General features: G+C 65.6%; 16 protein-coding genes and 1 pseudogene. 7 read left to right on the top strand and 10 right to left on the bottom strand.

Features of this window, described 5'->3' with window-relative positions; translation table 11 throughout:
- Nucleotides 1–70 precede the first annotated feature (70 nt).
- The 3 genes from dnaX (at nucleotide 71) to recR (ending at nucleotide 3,317) form a co-directional block, all read left to right on the top strand.
- Entirely contained in the window at nucleotides 71–2,218 is a 2,148-nt protein-coding gene (dnaX, locus tag AC1ZV1_RS19450) for a DNA polymerase III subunit gamma/tau (RefSeq protein WP_484293187.1), read from the top strand.
- Between the two features lie 37 nt (nucleotides 2,219–2,255).
- A complete protein-coding gene (locus AC1ZV1_RS19445) occupies nucleotides 2,256–2,582 on the top strand; it encodes a YbaB/EbfC family nucleoid-associated protein (protein ID WP_017516839.1) in 327 nt (108 codons plus the stop codon).
- A gap of 135 nt (nucleotides 2,583–2,717) precedes the next feature.
- Nucleotides 2,718–3,317: a recombination mediator RecR gene (gene recR / locus AC1ZV1_RS19440; protein ID WP_301535084.1), complete on the top strand. Its 600-nt coding sequence runs from the start codon at nucleotides 2,718–2,720 to the stop codon at nucleotides 3,315–3,317.
- On the opposite strand, the gene AC1ZV1_RS19435 is transcribed toward recR, so the two are convergent.
- Together AC1ZV1_RS19435 and AC1ZV1_RS19430 are read right to left on the bottom strand one after the other, a co-directional pair.
- On the bottom strand, nucleotides 3,314–3,793 hold the full coding sequence (locus AC1ZV1_RS19435; protein WP_484293186.1) for an N-acetyltransferase family protein: 480 nt from the start codon (nucleotides 3,791–3,793) through the stop codon (nucleotides 3,314–3,316). The genes recR and AC1ZV1_RS19435 overlap by 4 nt on opposite strands.
- A complete protein-coding gene (locus AC1ZV1_RS19430; protein ID WP_484293185.1) occupies nucleotides 3,781–4,224 on the bottom strand; it encodes a rhodanese-like domain-containing protein in 444 nt (147 codons plus the stop codon). Before AC1ZV1_RS19430 ends, AC1ZV1_RS19435 begins: the two co-directional genes overlap by 13 nt.
- Nucleotides 4,225–4,317: 93 nt before the next feature.
- Here AC1ZV1_RS19430 and ftrA point away from each other — a divergent pair, with 93 nt between their 5' ends.
- Both ftrA and AC1ZV1_RS19420 read left to right on the top strand, forming a co-directional pair.
- Nucleotides 4,318–5,286 (top strand): transcriptional regulator FtrA, encoded by a 969-nt coding sequence (ftrA, locus tag AC1ZV1_RS19425; protein ID WP_484293184.1) that lies wholly within the window; start codon nucleotides 4,318–4,320, stop codon nucleotides 5,284–5,286.
- Nucleotides 5,287–5,361: 75 nt separating this feature from the next.
- On the top strand, nucleotides 5,362–6,510 hold the full coding sequence (locus AC1ZV1_RS19420) for an acyl-CoA dehydrogenase family protein (protein WP_484293183.1): 1,149 nt from the start codon (nucleotides 5,362–5,364) through the stop codon (nucleotides 6,508–6,510).
- A gap of 24 nt (nucleotides 6,511–6,534) precedes the next feature.
- On the opposite strand, the gene AC1ZV1_RS19415 is transcribed toward AC1ZV1_RS19420, so the two are convergent.
- The 3 genes and pseudogenes from AC1ZV1_RS19415 to AC1ZV1_RS19405 all read right to left on the bottom strand — a co-directional run bounded on the left by AC1ZV1_RS19415 (nucleotide 6,535) and on the right by AC1ZV1_RS19405 (nucleotide 9,730).
- Entirely contained in the window at nucleotides 6,535–7,074 is a 540-nt protein-coding gene (locus AC1ZV1_RS19415) for a CbrC family protein (protein ID WP_484293182.1), read from the bottom strand.
- A 177-nt stretch (nucleotides 7,075–7,251) separates the two neighbouring features.
- A complete protein-coding gene (locus AC1ZV1_RS19410) occupies nucleotides 7,252–8,142 on the bottom strand; it encodes an SDR family NAD(P)-dependent oxidoreductase (RefSeq protein ID WP_484293181.1) in 891 nt (296 codons plus the stop codon).
- Nucleotides 8,139–9,730, bottom strand: a pseudogene (locus AC1ZV1_RS19405) (flavin-containing monooxygenase). The gene AC1ZV1_RS19410 and the pseudogene AC1ZV1_RS19405 overlap by 4 nt, the downstream one beginning before the upstream one ends.
- 76 nt (nucleotides 9,731–9,806) lie before the next feature.
- Between AC1ZV1_RS19405 and AC1ZV1_RS19400 the strand changes: the two are divergent.
- Together AC1ZV1_RS19400 and AC1ZV1_RS19395 are read left to right on the top strand one after the other, a co-directional pair.
- Entirely contained in the window at nucleotides 9,807–10,502 is a 696-nt protein-coding gene (locus tag AC1ZV1_RS19400) for a TetR family transcriptional regulator (RefSeq protein ID WP_484293180.1), read from the top strand.
- 29 nt (nucleotides 10,503–10,531) lie between these two features.
- Complete coding sequence (locus AC1ZV1_RS19395; protein ID WP_484293179.1) at nucleotides 10,532–10,927, top strand: GFA family protein; 396 nt, start codon at nucleotides 10,532–10,534, stop codon at nucleotides 10,925–10,927.
- Between the two features lie 16 nt (nucleotides 10,928–10,943).
- Here AC1ZV1_RS19395 and AC1ZV1_RS19390 read toward each other — a convergent pair whose 3' ends face one another.
- Genes AC1ZV1_RS19390 through cydP form a run of 5 tightly spaced genes read right to left on the bottom strand, consistent with a single transcriptional unit; the run spans nucleotide 10,944 to nucleotide 14,277 of the window.
- Nucleotides 10,944–11,243, bottom strand: coding sequence for a cyd operon YbgE family protein (locus AC1ZV1_RS19390; RefSeq protein WP_484293178.1), 300 nt, complete (start codon nucleotides 11,241–11,243; stop codon nucleotides 10,944–10,946).
- Complete coding sequence (gene cydX / locus AC1ZV1_RS19385; RefSeq protein WP_484293177.1) at nucleotides 11,230–11,337, bottom strand: cytochrome bd-I oxidase subunit CydX; 108 nt, start codon at nucleotides 11,335–11,337, stop codon at nucleotides 11,230–11,232. The genes AC1ZV1_RS19390 and cydX overlap by 14 nt, the downstream gene beginning before the upstream one ends.
- 12 nt (nucleotides 11,338–11,349) lie before the next feature.
- Entirely contained in the window at nucleotides 11,350–12,486 is a 1,137-nt protein-coding gene (gene cydB / locus AC1ZV1_RS19380; protein ID WP_484293176.1) for a cytochrome d ubiquinol oxidase subunit II, read from the bottom strand.
- 10 nt (nucleotides 12,487–12,496) lie between these two features.
- Nucleotides 12,497–14,074: a cytochrome ubiquinol oxidase subunit I gene (locus tag AC1ZV1_RS19375; RefSeq protein ID WP_484293175.1), complete on the bottom strand. Its 1,578-nt coding sequence runs from the start codon at nucleotides 14,072–14,074 to the stop codon at nucleotides 12,497–12,499.
- Nucleotides 14,071–14,277 (bottom strand): cytochrome oxidase putative small subunit CydP, encoded by a 207-nt coding sequence (cydP, locus tag AC1ZV1_RS19370; RefSeq protein ID WP_484293174.1) that lies wholly within the window; start codon nucleotides 14,275–14,277, stop codon nucleotides 14,071–14,073. Before cydP ends, AC1ZV1_RS19375 begins: the two co-directional genes overlap by 4 nt.
- Nucleotides 14,278–14,287 lie beyond the last annotated feature (10 nt).

The following is a 14,287-nucleotide window of genomic DNA, read 5'->3' as shown; positions in this document are numbered from 1 at the left end:
ATCGGGTGCAATTTACGGTCCGCTTCGCTAGGATTAGCGCACTTCTGCTCACCTGTCGCGATGGATTTCAATGAGTTATCAGGTTCTTGCTCGCAAATGGCGTCCACGCTCGTTCCGCGAAATGGTCGGCCAGACCCATGTGCTCAAGGCCCTGATCAACGCGCTGGACAACCAGCGACTGCACCACGCCTATCTGTTTACCGGTACCCGTGGCGTGGGCAAGACCACCATTGCGCGCATCCTGGCCAAGTGCCTGAACTGCGAGACCGGCGTCAGCTCGACTCCCTGCGGCCAGTGTTCGGTGTGCCGGGAGATCGATGAAGGCCGCTTCGTCGACCTCATCGAAGTGGACGCCGCCAGCCGCACCAAGGTCGAGGACACCCGCGAGCTGCTCGACAATGTGCAGTACTCGCCGAGCCGCGGGCGCTACAAGGTCTACCTGATCGACGAAGTGCACATGCTCTCCAGCCACAGCTTCAACGCCCTATTGAAGACCCTGGAGGAGCCGCCGCCCCATGTGAAGTTCCTGCTCGCTACCACTGACCCGCAGAAGTTGCCGGTCACCATCCTCTCGCGCTGCCTGCAGTTCTCCCTGAAGAACATGCCGCCGGAGCGAGTGGTGGAGCACCTGACGCACGTCCTGGGCGCCGAGAACGTGCCGTTCGAGGACGATGCACTGTGGTTGCTCGGCCGTGCGGCCGACGGCTCTATGCGTGACGCCATGAGCCTCACCGACCAGGCCATCGCCTTCGGCGAGGGCAAGGTGCTGGCCGCCGACGTGCGCGCCATGCTCGGCACCCTCGATCACGGGCAGGTCTACGGCGTGCTCCATGCATTGCTGGAAGGCGATGCCCGGGCACTGCTGGAAGCCGTCCGCCACCTGGCCGAGCAAGGCCCGGACTGGGGTGGTGTGCTGGCCGAAATGCTCAACGTCCTGCACCGCGTGGCCATCGCCCAGGCGCTGCCGGAAGCGGTGGACAACGGTCAGGGCGATCGTGAACGCGTGCTGGCGCTGGCCCAGGCGCTACCGGCCGAGGACGTGCAGTTCTACTACCAGATGGGCCTGATCGGCCGTCGTGACCTGCCGCTGGCGCCCGATCCCCGTGGCGGCTTCGAGATGGTCCTGCTGCGCATGCTGGCGTTCCGCCCAGCCGATGCCGACGGCGCGCCCAGGTCGCCACTAAAGGACCTGGGGATCAGCAAGGCCACGGCTGATTCCAACCCGAACCCAGTGGCCGGCGCCGCCGTTGCAGCGCCGGTTGCATCCATTGCTCCTCTGCCGGGCGCTCCTGCAGCTCCGGTCGCCGAGGTTGCACCGACCGTTGCAGCACCGCAGCCTCAAGCGGCTCCGGCTCCGGCTCCGGCTCCGGCTCCGGCTCCGGCTCCTGTCGTGGAGGCCGAGTCTGTTGTTGCTACGCCTGCCGTCGAAGCGGCTCCCGAGCCAGTCGAACCGCAGCCGGAAGTGGCCGCAGTAGCAGAGCCTGTTGCTCCGGCTGTCGAGTCGCAGCCGCCGGTTGCCGAAGCGCCTGTCGACCTGCCGTGGGATGAGCCCGGTGCACCAGTTGCTTCCGCGCCCGCGCCGGTGGAGCCTGCTGCACCTGCACCTGCACCTGCACCTGCACCTGCACCGGTAGCGCCTGCCCCGGTGGAAACCCCCGCGTCGATCGTGGCTGAAGTCCCGGTCGATGACGATGACCGCGACGACGAGCCGCCGCCCGCCGAGGACTACTACGAAGTCGACATGGAGTCCTACGGCTACCTCGAGAATGAGGCGCCGCAGCAACAGGCCGAGCCGGAGCCCGAGCCCGCCGCCATGCCTGCGACCGGGCTGGCCGCCGAGTGGCTGGACCTGTTCCCACGCCTGGGCCTGGCTGGCCTGACCGCCAGCATCGGCGCCAACTGCACCCTGGTGGCCGTGGATGGCGACAACTGGCACCTGCACCTGGACCCGGGTCAAAGCGCGCTGTTCAACGCGACCCAGCAGCGCCGCCTGAACGATGCGCTGAACCAGTTCCACGGGCGTACCCTGACCCTGCAGGTCACCCAGCAGAAGCCCGAGCAGGAAACCCCGGCCCAGGCGGCCGCGCGCAAGCGCGCCGAGCGTCAGCGCCAGGCCGAGGCATCGATTGCCGCAGACCCGTATGTGCTACAGATGAAGCAACAGTTCGCCGCGGTGGTCCGCGACGGTACTATCGAACCCCTGGAGGTCAAGGCTTGAGCCTTGGCCGACGACTGAACGAATCGAGGAACTCGACATGATGAAAGGTGGCATGGCCGGCCTGATGAAGCAGGCCCAGCAGATGCAGGAAAAGATGCAGAAGATGCAGGAAGAGCTGGCCAACGCCGAAGTGACCGGTCAATCCGGCGCCGGCCTGGTGAGCGTGGTGATGACCGGTCGTCACGACGTCAAGCGGGTCTCCCTGGATGACAGCCTGATGCAGGAGGACAAGGAAATCCTCGAAGACCTGATCGCCGCCGCGGTGAACGACGCCGTGCGCAAGATCGAGCAGAACAACCAGGAGAAGATGTCCGGTATGACAGCCGGCATGCAGCTGCCGCCCGGCTTCAAGATGCCTTTCTGACCCAGGCATCCGGCTGACCTGTAGGAGCGAGCTTGCTCGCGAATGCTCTACCGGCCCATGTGGCCGAGCAGGGTTCGCGAGCAAGCTCGCTCCTACAGTCGTTCTACCCCCTGAAAAATATCCCGAGACCGCCCCATGAGCTTCACGCCGCTGATCCGTCAACTGATCGATGCCCTGCGCACCCTGCCCGGCGTAGGGCAGAAGAGTGCCCAGCGCATGGCGCTGCAGCTGCTGGAGCGTGATCGTAGCGGTGGCCTGCGTCTGGCCCAGGCGCTGACCCAGGCGATGGAGGGCGTCGGTCATTGCAAGCAGTGCCGCACGCTGTCTGAGGACGAGTTCTGCCCGCAGTGCACCGACCCACGCCGTGACGACAGTTTGCTGTGCGTGGTGGAAGGCCCGCTGGACGTATTCGCCGTTGAGCAGACCGGCTACCGCGGCCGCTATTTCGTGCTCAAGGGGCACCTGTCTCCGCTGGACGGCCTCGGCCCGGAGGCTATCGGCATTCCTGAACTGGAAGCGCGGATCAAGGCCGGCAGCTTCAGCGAGATCATCCTGGCCACCAACCCCACCGTGGAAGGTGAAGCAACCGCCCATTACATCGCCCAGCTGCTGGGCGGCGGCGACTTGGTGTTGTCGCGTATCGCCCACGGCGTACCGCTGGGTGGCGAGCTGGAGCTGGTGGATGGCGGCACCCTGGCCCATGCACTGGCAGGGCGCCGCCCCATCAGCAGCTAACCGCTGGCAAGACGCAGCAATTCCCGATCATCCATCCGGTACGCGATCCACTGGCTCTCTCGCCGGCCGCCCAGGCGCGAGTAGAAACGCTCTGCTGCATCATTGCCGGCCAGCACGTCCCACAGCAGGCGGCCCGCACCGCGTTCCAACGCCCATTGCGCGACGCGCCGCAGCAACGCTTCGCCGACGCCGCAGTTGCGCTGTGTCGGGACGACATACAGCTCCTTGAGTCGAACGCTCGGGCGTAGATCGTAGGTGAAGGCAAGCGTCTGCACGACGGCGTAGCCGCAGAGCGCGTCGCGCTCGGCGACGAACACCTGGCATTGCGCCGCTGTGCCGAAGGCGCGGGCGAGCAGGGCGTCGGCGTCTACCGCGAAGTCGTCGAGATAACCTTCAAACGTCGCCAGCGCGCGCATCAGATCGAGCACGCCGGGAACATCCTCTGGCCGAGCCTCGCGAATGCTCAGCAGGCGCATGAGATGCCTTCTGTCTGGCTACGTTGCTCGCGGCCCCCGGCGCCGACCAGTGCCAGGCCTTCGTCCAGCCAGCCGGTCACCCCGCCGATCATCTCCTTCACCGGCAAACCCAGCGCCGCGAGCTTCGCGGCAGCGCGATGCACGCCGTTGCAATGCGGCCCAGCGCAGTAGACGACGAATAAGGTGCCTGATGGAAACTGCGCCATGCGCCGCGCATCGATCTCGCGGGTGGGCAGGTTCAGCGCGCCGGGGACGTGCCCGCGAGCGAAGGCAGCAGCATTGCGCACATCGAGCAGGACGAAATCCTGCTCGCCGTTCTGCAGGGCGTCGTTGACGTCCGAGCAATCGGTCTCGAAGGCCAGGCGGTGGCTGAAGTGGGCGAGGGCGTCGACGGGGAGGGCGGCAGGGAACTGGCTGACGAGGCTGGGCATGGCAAGGCTCCTGTGAACGATGGGTGCACTGTATGTGGCCGGTCGATTCGGCTACAGTGGCGGTCTTGACAGTGATCGGAAGTTTTCCGCCAAATGCCGCGCAATCCCCTGGAAGTTGCCGTTCTTGCCTACGACGGCCTGTGCACCTTCGAATTCGGCATCGCCGTGGAGATCTTTGGTCTGCCGCGCCCCGAGTTCGACTTTCCCTGGTACAACCACCGGGTCGTTGCGGTCGATGAGGGACCAATGCGTGCGTTGGGCGGCATCCGCGTGCTGGCCGATGGCGGGCTCCAAGCGCTCGACAGTGCAGGCACCCTCATCGTGCCGGGCTGGCGCGATCGCGCCGAGGCGCCGTCCGCCGAGCTGGTGAAGGCACTGCGCAGGGCCCACGATGAAGGCGCGCGGTTGTTGTCGATCTGCTCCGGGGTCTTCGTTCTGGCCGCGACCGGATTGCTGGATGGACAGCGGGCGACCACGCACTGGCGCTATGCCGAGGAGTTGGCGGCGCGCTTCCCCGCGATCGAGGTTGATGCCCAGGTGCTCTACGTGGATGCCGGGCAACTGATCACCTCTGCCGGCAGTGCGGCGGGCATCGATGCCTGCCTGCACCTGGTAGCGCGGGACTTCGGCGCGCAGGTCGCCAATACCGTCGCCCGGCGCCTGGTGATGTCGCCACAGCGCGGCGGTGGCCAGGCGCAGTTCATCCCTGCGCCAGTGGCGCAGGCACCCCGGCATGACCTCGCCGGGTTGCTGGACTGGGCCCGGCAGCGGCTGGACCGGTCGATTGCCGTCGGGGAGCTGGCGAGCCGCGTGGCGATGAGCGAGCGCACCTTCCTGCGCCGGTTCAGCGAGGCGACCGGCATGACCCCAAAAGCCTGGTTGCAGCACGAGCGCATGTTGCGAGCCCGCGAGCTGCTGGAAAGCAGCGCGGACAGTGTCGAGCGGATTGCCGAGCAGTGCGGCTTCGGCACCGTGGAAAGCTTCCGCAACGCCTTTCGCAGCGCCGCGGGTCTGGCGCCCTCAGCCTACCGCGAGCGGTTCGGGACGGCGCATCTGTCCTAGCCGATGGCGGGTGTCTCGCCTTGAAAACCAAGCAAGCGCTCGGTAAGTTTCAGGCAAACCGTCTGGAGCCTTGCCATGTCCGTGTTCGCCGAGTACTTCGATGACAACCACCGCCTGGTCCGCGACAGCGTGCGGCGCTTCGTCGAGCGAGAAATCCTGCCCCACGTCGCCGACTGGGAGGAGGCCGAGGCGTTTCCCCGCGAGCTGTACCGCAAGGCGGGCGAGGCCGGCATTCTCGGCATCGGCTATCCGGAGGCGCTCGGCGGCAGCCATGAGGGCGACCTGTTCGCCAAGGTGGCGGCCAGCGAGGAGCTGATGCGCTGTGGTTCCGGCGGGCTGGTGGCGGGGCTGGGGTCGCTGGATATCGGCCTGCCGCCGCTGATCAAGTGGGGGCGCCCGGAACTGCGCGAACGCATTGCGCCGCAGGTGCTGGCCGGCGAGAAGATCATGGCGCTGGCAGTCACCGAGCCGTCCGGCGGCTCCGACGTCGCCAGCCTGAAGACCCGCGCCGTGCGTGACGGCGACCATTACCGCGTGAGTGGCAGCAAGACCTTCATCACCAGCGGCGTGCGTGCCGACTACTACACCGTGGCCGTGCGCACCGGCGGCGATGGGTTTGGTGGCGTCAGCCTGTTGCTGGTGGAGAAGGGCACGCCTGGCTTCACCGTCAGCTGCCAGCTGAAGAAGATGGGCTGGTGGGCGTCGGACACGGCCGAGTTGTTCTTCGACGACTGCAAGGTGCCGGTCGAGAACCTCATCGGCGCTGAAAACATGGGTTTTGCCTGCATCATGGCGAACTTCCAGAGCGAGAGGCTGGCGTTGGCGATCATGGCCAACATGACCGCGCAACTGGCGCTGGACGAGGCGCTGGCCTGGAGCCGCGAGCGCGAGGCGTTCGGCAAGCCGGTCGGCAAATTTCAGGTGCTCAAGCATCGGCTGGCGGAAATGGCCACGCAGGTCGAGGTTTCCCGCGAGTTCACCTACCGCCAGGCGGCGAAGATGGCCGCCGGCAAGAGCGTGATCAAGGAAATCTCCATGGCCAAGAACTTCGCCACCGACGTCGCCGACCGCGTGACCTATGACGCGGTGCAGGTCCTGGGAGGCATGGGCTACATGCGCGAAAGCCTGGTGGAGCGCCTGTACCGCGACAATCGCATCCTCTCCATCGGCGGCGGCACGCGAGAGATCATGAACGAGATCATCGCCAAGCAGATGGGGCTTTGAGCGGCCTGCGGCAACGCTTTCGGTTCAGGTGAAATCCATTCCGTAGTGCGTCTTGCCGCAGTGCAGGCAACTGAAATGGTAGATCGCCGGGTTGCCGGCTGGCTGGTAGTGCTCGACCACCTGTTGCCAGGTCTTCTCTGGCCAGCCGAAGTCGGGAAAGTGCCCGGCCAGCCCGTCGGTGCCAAGGTTGACGATTGCTTCGCGCCTGGCGTCGCCGTGGAAGGCGCAGGCGTCGCCGCAGCAGCTCAACCAGTGTTCCTGCTGCCAGGAGACGAACCCCGGCGTGCGCTCGCAGACCTCTCGCACCACGGCATCCGGCACGCCGGCATCCAGCAGCGGGTAGTCATCGGCGAAGCTCGCCTCGAAGCGTTCAGCCGCGCGTCCGTCAGCGATGCACCAGGGGCACAGGCAGTTTTCCGGCAGGTCGTGACGGGTGTAGATCGAGGCGGTATAGACGTAGCCGCGCTGCTGTTCGCAGCACAGGCAGGTATCGTCCGAGGCAATCAGACTGCCGGTGGCCAGCGGATCGGGGTGGTAGCGGAAGGTGGGGAGCGTCTGGCTCATGGTGGTCATCCTTGATCGTGTTCACGGGCAGCAGCGTGCCAGTATAAACAGCGATTCGCGGAAGGCAGAGCTCCTCCTGTGCAGGAAAAAAACGGCGCCCATCCGGGGGTAAAGGGGAGGGGCGCCGGCCCGACAGGGAAAAAGGGACTCGTTGTCTGGAGGCGTTGCGCAGACGCGTTACTTGGCCTCGTAGCCTTCAGCGGCGGATTTGCGCTTGGGCTTGGGCGCGAAACGCTTGGCCAGCTTCATGCTGCCGGTGACCACGTTCTGGTACCAGACCGGCAGCAGGCGCAGCATCACGTCGATGGCGTGGGCATCCGAGCCGATGAGGATGCGCCGCGAGTCGCGCTCGACACCGCGGATGATCACCTGCGCAGCTTTCTGCGGGGTGGTGCGCAGTAACTGGTCGTTGAACTGGGTGCGCGCCGCTTCCGCGTTCTGCCCGGTCACCTTGACCATGCTGTCGTTCATCCGCGCGGTCTTGGCGATGTTGGTCTTGATCCCGCCAGGATGCACACAGCTGGCGGAGACGCCGCTGCGCTCCATGTCCAGTTCCTGACGCAGCGACTCGGTGAAGCCGCGCACGGCGAACTTGGTGGCGTTGTAGGCGCTCATGCCCGGTTGGGAGAACAGGCCGAACACACTGGACACGTTGACGATATGGCCGTCACCGGATGCCTTCAGGTGCGGCAGGAAGGCCTTGGTGCCGTAGACCACGCCCCAGAAGTTGATGTTGGTGATCCACTCGTACTCTTCGTAGTCGCTGGCTTCCACGGTGCCGGCATGGGCAACACCGGCGTTGTTGAACACCAGGTTGATCTTGCCGTGCTCGCGGGCGGCCTTGTCCGCCCAGGCATGCACCTGCTCGCGGTCAGCGACGTTCACCGTGTCGATGGACACGCGCACGCCGGAGGAAGAGAGCAGTTGGCGGGTTTCCTCGAGGCCGGCGGCATTCACGTCCGCCAGGGCCAGGTGACAGCCACGGGAGGCGAGTTCCACAGCCAGGGCGCGGCCGATGCCGGAGCCTGCACCGGTGATGGCGGCGACCTTGTTCTCGAAGTGCTTCATGCCGGTACCTCCTCGGCGTGGCGTTGCGGTTGGACGACTGGACTGCTCAGGGGTTTGGCCTTCAGATGATAGGCGCTGGGGTCGAACTGGCTGGTCAGGGCCCGGAAGCGCCAGGTGAAGCCCGGCCACAAGGTGCAGTTGCGCCCGCTCACCGGGTGCAGGTACCAGCTCTTGCAGCCGCCGGTGTTCCACACGCTGTGGTTGAGGCCGCGCTGCAGTTTCTCGTTCCAGCGCTCCTGCACGTCTTCCTTCACTTCGACGCTCTGCAATTCGCGGCGATCCATCAGCTTGATGGCGCCGAGCACGTAGGCGATCTGCGATTCGATCATGTAGACCATGGAGTTGTGGCCCAGGCCGGTGTTGGGGCCCATGAGGAAGAACAGGTTGGGAAAGCCTCGGGTCATGGTGCCCTTGTAGGCTTCCGGGCCGTTCTTCCAGGTGTCGAGCAGGTCCACGCCGCCCCGGCCGAACACGACGCCGCGCGGGATCGGATCGTTGGCGGTGAAACCGGTGCCGAAGATGATGGCGTCCACCTGACGCTCGCGGCCGTCGGCGGTGATGATGCTGTTCGCTTTGATCTCGCGGATGCCGTCGGTGATTACCGAGGCGTTGGAGGCGGCCAGCGCCGGGTAGTAATTGTGCGACATGAGCACGCGCTTGCAGCCGATGGTGTAATCCGGGGTCAGCTTGCGGCGCAGGTCCGGGTCCTTGACCTGCTGGCGGATGAAACGCTCGGCCAGCTTGCCCACCAGCTTCATCGCCCAGGGCGCGAAGGTGAAGCCCAGCACGCGGCCTTCGAGCATGCTGTAGAGGGCGCCGCGCCAGAGTTTCTGCACCGCCGGGAAGTGGCGGAAGCGCGCGCGCTCCTTCTCGCTGATGGCACGGTCCGGCTTGGGCAGGATCCACGGTGCGGTGCGCTGGTAGAGCTCGAGCTTGGCCACCAGCGGCTGGATTTCCGGGACGAACTGGATGGCCGAGGCGCCGGTGCCGATCACCGCGACGCGCTTACCCTTGAGGTCGTAGTCATGGTCCCACTGCTGGGAGTGGAAGGCCTTGCCCTGGAACTTTTCCAGGCCCTTGAGCGCCGGGATCGACGGGATCGACAGCGCGCCCATGCCCGAAACCACGGCCTTGGCGGTGTAGTGGTTGCCGGCGGCGTCGAAGAGGTGCCAGAGCTGCTGTTCCTCGTTCCATTCGAAGCGCGCCATCTCGGTATTGAGCAGCGTCTTGTCTTCCAGGCGGTACTTCTTCCAGCAATTCTCCAGGTACGTGCGGATTTCCGGCTGACGGGCGAACATGCGCGTCCAGTCCGGGTTCGGCTCGAAGGAGAAGGAATAGACGTGGGATTGCACGTCGCAGGCGCAGCCCGGGTAGTTGTTGACCCGCCAGGTGCCGCCGACGCCGGCGTCCTTCTCGAACAGCAGGAAGTCGTTCTCGCCTTCCTGCTTCAGGCGGATCGCCATACCCAGCCCGGAGAACCCGGTACCGATGATGGCGACCTTGCAGTGTCTGGGGGCAGTCTTTGGTTGGGTACTCACAACCGTACTCATGGCCACGCTCCTGTTATGATTATTGCTGGCGTATACAACTGTCTACGTGGTGAAATGTAGACATCTGTATACCTCAGGAACAACCAACCTTAGATGGGGGCTGGCGCCAGGCACATGGAAATCGGACAGGAAGAACGACCAGCGGAAGCTGCTGGCAAGCGCGCGCTGATCGATGCAGCGCTGCGCCTGGCGGAGAGTCGGCGCAGCCTCAGCAGCCTCGGGCTGCGGGAGTTGGCGCGGGAGGCGGGGTTGAACCCGAACACCTTCTACCGGCACTTCGGCGACGTGGATGACCTGGGGTTGGCGATCATTCGCGACATTGCCACGCAGTTGCGCCAGCCGCTGCGTGACCTGCGCCGCGAAGCCGCCGAGCGCGCGCAGCCGGGGGCGACCGCTGCCAACGTGCCCTTTGGCCTGGACCTGGAGCGCGGCCAGCGCGTAACCCGCGAGACGGTGCGGCTGTTCTTCGACTTCGTGGCAGGCAACCCGCAGGCCTTCATTATCGGCGTGCGCGAACTGCACGGGCCGTCGCCGGCGCTGCGTGAAGCGCTGGCGCGAGTGATGGACGAGTTCGGCGACGACATGGCCGAGGATATCCGCCAGTTCCACCTGCTGCCGGATGTCGACGAGGGCGAGCTCAACCAACTGTCGCGGCTGATCAGCCGGCAACTGTTCCAACAGTCGCTGGATTATCTGGAGCGTCCGCCGGGCCAGCGCGAGGAAGTCTGCGCCCTGGCTGAGCGACAAATCCTGTTGCTCTTCACCGGCGTTGCGGTGCTGCAGACCTTCGGCATGCTGGCTAGGCTCTGAATCCTTCTCATCGAGCGGAGACCACAGCCATGTTGCCCTTGCCCCTGTTTGGCGGCTGCGCCTGCGGCGCGGTGCGCTACCAGGTAGAGGCCGAGCCGGAGGAGACCGGCTACTGTCACTGCCGCATCTGCCAACGCTCCAGTGCTGCACCGGCGGTGCCCTGGGCGGTGATTCCGCTGACGGGTTTCACCTACATTGCCGGCGAACTGGGGATGTGGCGCTCAAGCCCGGACGGTGAGCGGCGCTTCTGCGTGAAGTGTGGCACGCCCCTAGAGTTCCGCCTGCGCAATGGCGAGACGGTGGGGCTCAATACCGTGACCCTGGACGAGCCGGAACTGATCCAGCCGCAGTGCCATGTCTGGTGCTCATCGCAGCTGTCATGGTTCGACACGGCGGACACTCTGCCGCGTCGCTCCGAGGGCTGAGGCTGGCCTCTCGCTGCTAGTGGCCCATTTGTGCCGTCAGCAACAGGGCGTATCCCAGCGCCATGAGTGCCCAGCCGCACAGCGGCCCGAGCACCCAGCGCCAGGGGAGTCCGCGCGGGTCGAAGCCCACGCCGTGGACGAAGCCGGCGCTGACGCCGAGCATCGCCAGCATCAGCAGGCCATGGCTGTAGCGGCCCTGGGTGTCGAGCATGGCGGCGGGGTGGATGAGCAGCACCAGGGCCTGCGGTGCCGCCAGCAGCAACGACAAGGTGCGGCTGGCGGGATGGCGCAGCAAGGGCGCGTCAGTCCTCGTCACTGTCCAGGTCCTGGGTGGTTTCCAGCCACAGCGCGTTGATGATGCCGAAGCTGCAGGCCAGCAGGACGCCAAGTATCCAGGTGAAGTACCACATGCTCTCGCTCCTTCAGTAGAGGCCGTGGGAGTTGGCTTCGATGTGCTTGCGGGTCAGGCGGCCCCACATCTTCACGTAGCCCCACAGCGTGTAGCAGAGGATCAGTGGCACGAAGACACAGGCCACGGCAAACATGATGCCCAGTGTCTTGTGGCTGGACACTGCATCCCACACGGTGAGGCTTGCCGCCGGGTTTTCGCTGGACGGAAATACGAACGGGAACAGCGCGAAGCCTGCCGTGCACAGGGTGCCGACGATGGTCAGGGCGCTGCCGAGGAAGGTCAGTCCGCCGCGTCCGCCACTGGCCGCGGCCAGGGCCAGCAAGCCGCCAAGGATGCCGACGATGGGGGCGGCGATGGACGCGGGATAGGCGTGGTAGTTGGCCAGCCAGCCGGCGTTGGACAGCGCGACCTCCTTGTTCAGCGGGTTCATCACGGCGTTGCCGTCGATGGCCGAGAGCAGGGCGAAGCCGTTCATGCCCAGGCTGACCCAGACGCCGGCGCCGATGAAGGTCAGCAGGTAGACCAGCGCGCACAATTGTGCCGCTCGCCGCGAACGCTCCGCCAGGTCGCCGTCCGTGCGCAGCATCAGCCAGGCGCCGCCGTGCAGGCAGAGCATGCTCAGGCTGACCACGCCGGCAAGCAGGGCGAAGGGGTTGAGCAGGGCGAAGAAACTGCCGTGGTAGGACGGCCGCATCAGCTCGTCGAGGGTAAAGGGAAGGCCCAGGAACAGGTTGCCGAAGGCCACGCCGAACACCAGTGCCGGCACGAAGCCGCCGACGAACAGCGCCCAGTCCCAGACAGTGCGCCAGCGCTGGTTCTCCAGCTTGCTGCGGTAGTCGAAACCGACGGGGCGGCAGAACAGGGCGAAGAGCACCAGCAACATCGCCCAGTACAATCCGGAGAAGGCGGTGGCGTAGACCATCGGCCAGGCGGCGAACAGGGCGCCGCCTGCGGTAATGAACCAGACCTGGTTACCGTCCCAGTGCGGGGCGATGGTGTTGATCGCCACCCGCCGCTCGCTGTCTGTCTTCGCCACGAAGGGCATCAGCGCCATGGCGCCCATGTCGAAGCCGTCGGTGAGGGCGAAGCCGATCAGCAGTACCCCGATCAGCACCCACCAGGTCAGTTTCAGCGTTTCGTAGTCCATGGTCGTCTCCTTACGCCGTGGCCGCGCCGCTGCCGGCATGGCCCTGCTCGAAGTGATAGCGGCCGGTGTGCAGGCTGGACGGGCCGAGGCGGGCGAATTTGATCATCAGGTACATCTCCACCACCAGCAGCAGGCTGTAGAAGGCGATCAGCGCCAGCAGCGAGCCCCAGACATCGCCGGTACTGAGGCTGGAAGCCGACAGGTGTACCGGCAGCACTTCACCGATGGACCAGGGCTGGCGGCCGTGTTCGGCGACATACCAGCCGGTCTGTGCGGCCAGCCAGGGCAGTGGCAGGCTCCACAGCGCCCATTTGAGCAGCCAGCGCTTGCGCTCCTCGTTCTTGCGCGCCGAGGCGTAGAACGCGCAAGCGAACAGGGCGAGCATGAGGAAGCCGCAACCCACCATGATGCGGAAGCTGAAGAACAGGGTGAAGACGTCGGGAATGGTGTCGAGGGTGGCCAGGCGGATCTGCTCCTCGGTCGCGTCTACTACATCGGGCGTGTACTTCTTCAACAGCAGACCGTAGCCGAGGTCGTTCTTCACCTGATTGAACTGCGCCAGGGTGGCCTCGGACTTGTCGCCGGCGCGCAGCTTCTGCAGCAGGGCATAGGCCGTCATGCCGTTGCGGATGCGCGCCTCGTGCTGCACCAGCAGGTCCTTGATGCCGGTGACCTCCTTGTCCAGCGAGCGGGTGGCGATCAGGCCGAGCACGTAGGGAATCCGGATCGCATAGTCGGTGCGCTGCTCCTCCTGATTGGGGAGGCCGATCAGCGTGAAGCCGGCGGGGGCGGGATGGGTTTCCCATTCGGCCTCGATGGCAGCGAGCTTGGTCTTCTGTACGTCGCCGATCTCGTAGCCCGACTCGTCACCGAGGATGATCACCGAGAGTATCGAGGCCAGGCCGAAGGCCGAGGCGATAGCGAAGGAGCGCCGGGCGAAGCCCTGGTCGCGTTTCTTCAGCAGGTAGTAGCTCGAGATGGCGAGGACGAAGATGGCACCTGTGACGTAGCCGGCGGCCACGGTGTGCACGAACTTGACCTGGGCCACCGGGTTGAACAGCAGCGCGCCGAAGTCGGTGAGCTCCATGCGCATGGTCTCGAAGTTGAACTCCGCGCCCACCGGGTTCTGCATCCAGCCGTTGGCGATCAGGATCCACAGCGCCGAAAGGTTCGAGCCCAGCGCCACCAGCCAGGTCACCGCCAGGTGCTGGACTTTCGACAACCGGTCCCAGCCGAAGAAGAACAGACCGATGAAGGTGGACTCGAGGAAGAAGGCCATCAGGCCTTCGATGGCCAGCGGCGCGCCGAAGATGTCGCCGACATAGTGGGAGTAGTAGGCCCAGTTGGTGCCGAACTGGAACTCCATGGTCAGCCCGGTGGTGACGCCCAGCGCGAAGTTGATGCCGAACAGCTTGCCCCAGAACTGGGTCATGTCCTTGTATACCTGCTTGCCGGTCATCACGTAGACCGATTCCATGATCGCCAGCAGGAACGCCAGGCCGAGGGTTAGCGGCACGAACAGGAAGTGGTACATGGCGGTCATCGCGAACTGCAGGCGCGACAGGTCAACGACGGCTTCGGAAATCATCGGGCACTCTCCTTCTCGGTGTCGCTCGGGCGGCTGTCGCCGAGCAGGTGCTGGCTGGTGACGCGGGAACCGTCGTCGGGGACGGTGGGCTGGTCGAACCAGACGGCCTTGATGACCAGCAGCAGGGCCAACTTGATCAGCAGGATGACGGCCAGTTCGCGGACGAGCGGGGTCTTCCACGGGGAGGGGGCTTGGGCGGGCATCTAACCTCCT

It is taken from the genome of Pseudomonas sp. BB438 (assembly GCF_057180225.1).
Note: the sequence above shows the minus strand (reverse complement) of the source record. Positions and strands in the feature narration are given on the sequence as shown.

Bases quoted from the DNA above. Each gene is read 5' to 3' on its own strand.
- dnaX (WP_484293187.1), top strand. From the start codon at position 71: ATGAGTTATCAGGTTCTTGCTCGCAAATGGCGTCCACGCTCGTTCCGC.
- AC1ZV1_RS19445 (WP_017516839.1), top strand. From the start codon at position 2,256: ATGATGAAAGGTGGCATGGCCGGCCTGATGAAGCAGGCCCAGCAGATG.
- recR (WP_301535084.1), top strand. From the start codon at position 2,718: ATGAGCTTCACGCCGCTGATCCGTCAACTGATCGATGCCCTGCGCACC.
- AC1ZV1_RS19435 (WP_484293186.1), bottom strand. From the start codon at position 3,793: ATGCGCCTGCTGAGCATTCGCGAGGCTCGGCCAGAGGATGTTCCCGGC.
- AC1ZV1_RS19430 (WP_484293185.1), bottom strand. From the start codon at position 4,224: ATGCCCAGCCTCGTCAGCCAGTTCCCTGCCGCCCTCCCCGTCGACGCC.
- ftrA (WP_484293184.1), top strand. From the start codon at position 4,318: ATGCCGCGCAATCCCCTGGAAGTTGCCGTTCTTGCCTACGACGGCCTG.
- AC1ZV1_RS19420 (WP_484293183.1), top strand. From the start codon at position 5,362: ATGTCCGTGTTCGCCGAGTACTTCGATGACAACCACCGCCTGGTCCGC.
- AC1ZV1_RS19415 (WP_484293182.1), bottom strand. From the start codon at position 7,074: ATGAGCCAGACGCTCCCCACCTTCCGCTACCACCCCGATCCGCTGGCC.
- AC1ZV1_RS19410 (WP_484293181.1), bottom strand. From the start codon at position 8,142: ATGAAGCACTTCGAGAACAAGGTCGCCGCCATCACCGGTGCAGGCTCC.
- AC1ZV1_RS19400 (WP_484293180.1), top strand. From the start codon at position 9,807: ATGGAAATCGGACAGGAAGAACGACCAGCGGAAGCTGCTGGCAAGCGC.
- AC1ZV1_RS19395 (WP_484293179.1), top strand. From the start codon at position 10,532: ATGTTGCCCTTGCCCCTGTTTGGCGGCTGCGCCTGCGGCGCGGTGCGC.
- cydX (WP_484293177.1), bottom strand. From the start codon at position 11,337: ATGTGGTACTTCACCTGGATACTTGGCGTCCTGCTGGCCTGCAGCTTC.
- cydB (WP_484293176.1), bottom strand. From the start codon at position 12,486: ATGGACTACGAAACGCTGAAACTGACCTGGTGGGTGCTGATCGGGGTA.
- AC1ZV1_RS19375 (WP_484293175.1), bottom strand. From the start codon at position 14,074: ATGATTTCCGAAGCCGTCGTTGACCTGTCGCGCCTGCAGTTCGCGATG.
- cydP (WP_484293174.1), bottom strand. From the start codon at position 14,277: ATGCCCGCCCAAGCCCCCTCCCCGTGGAAGACCCCGCTCGTCCGCGAA.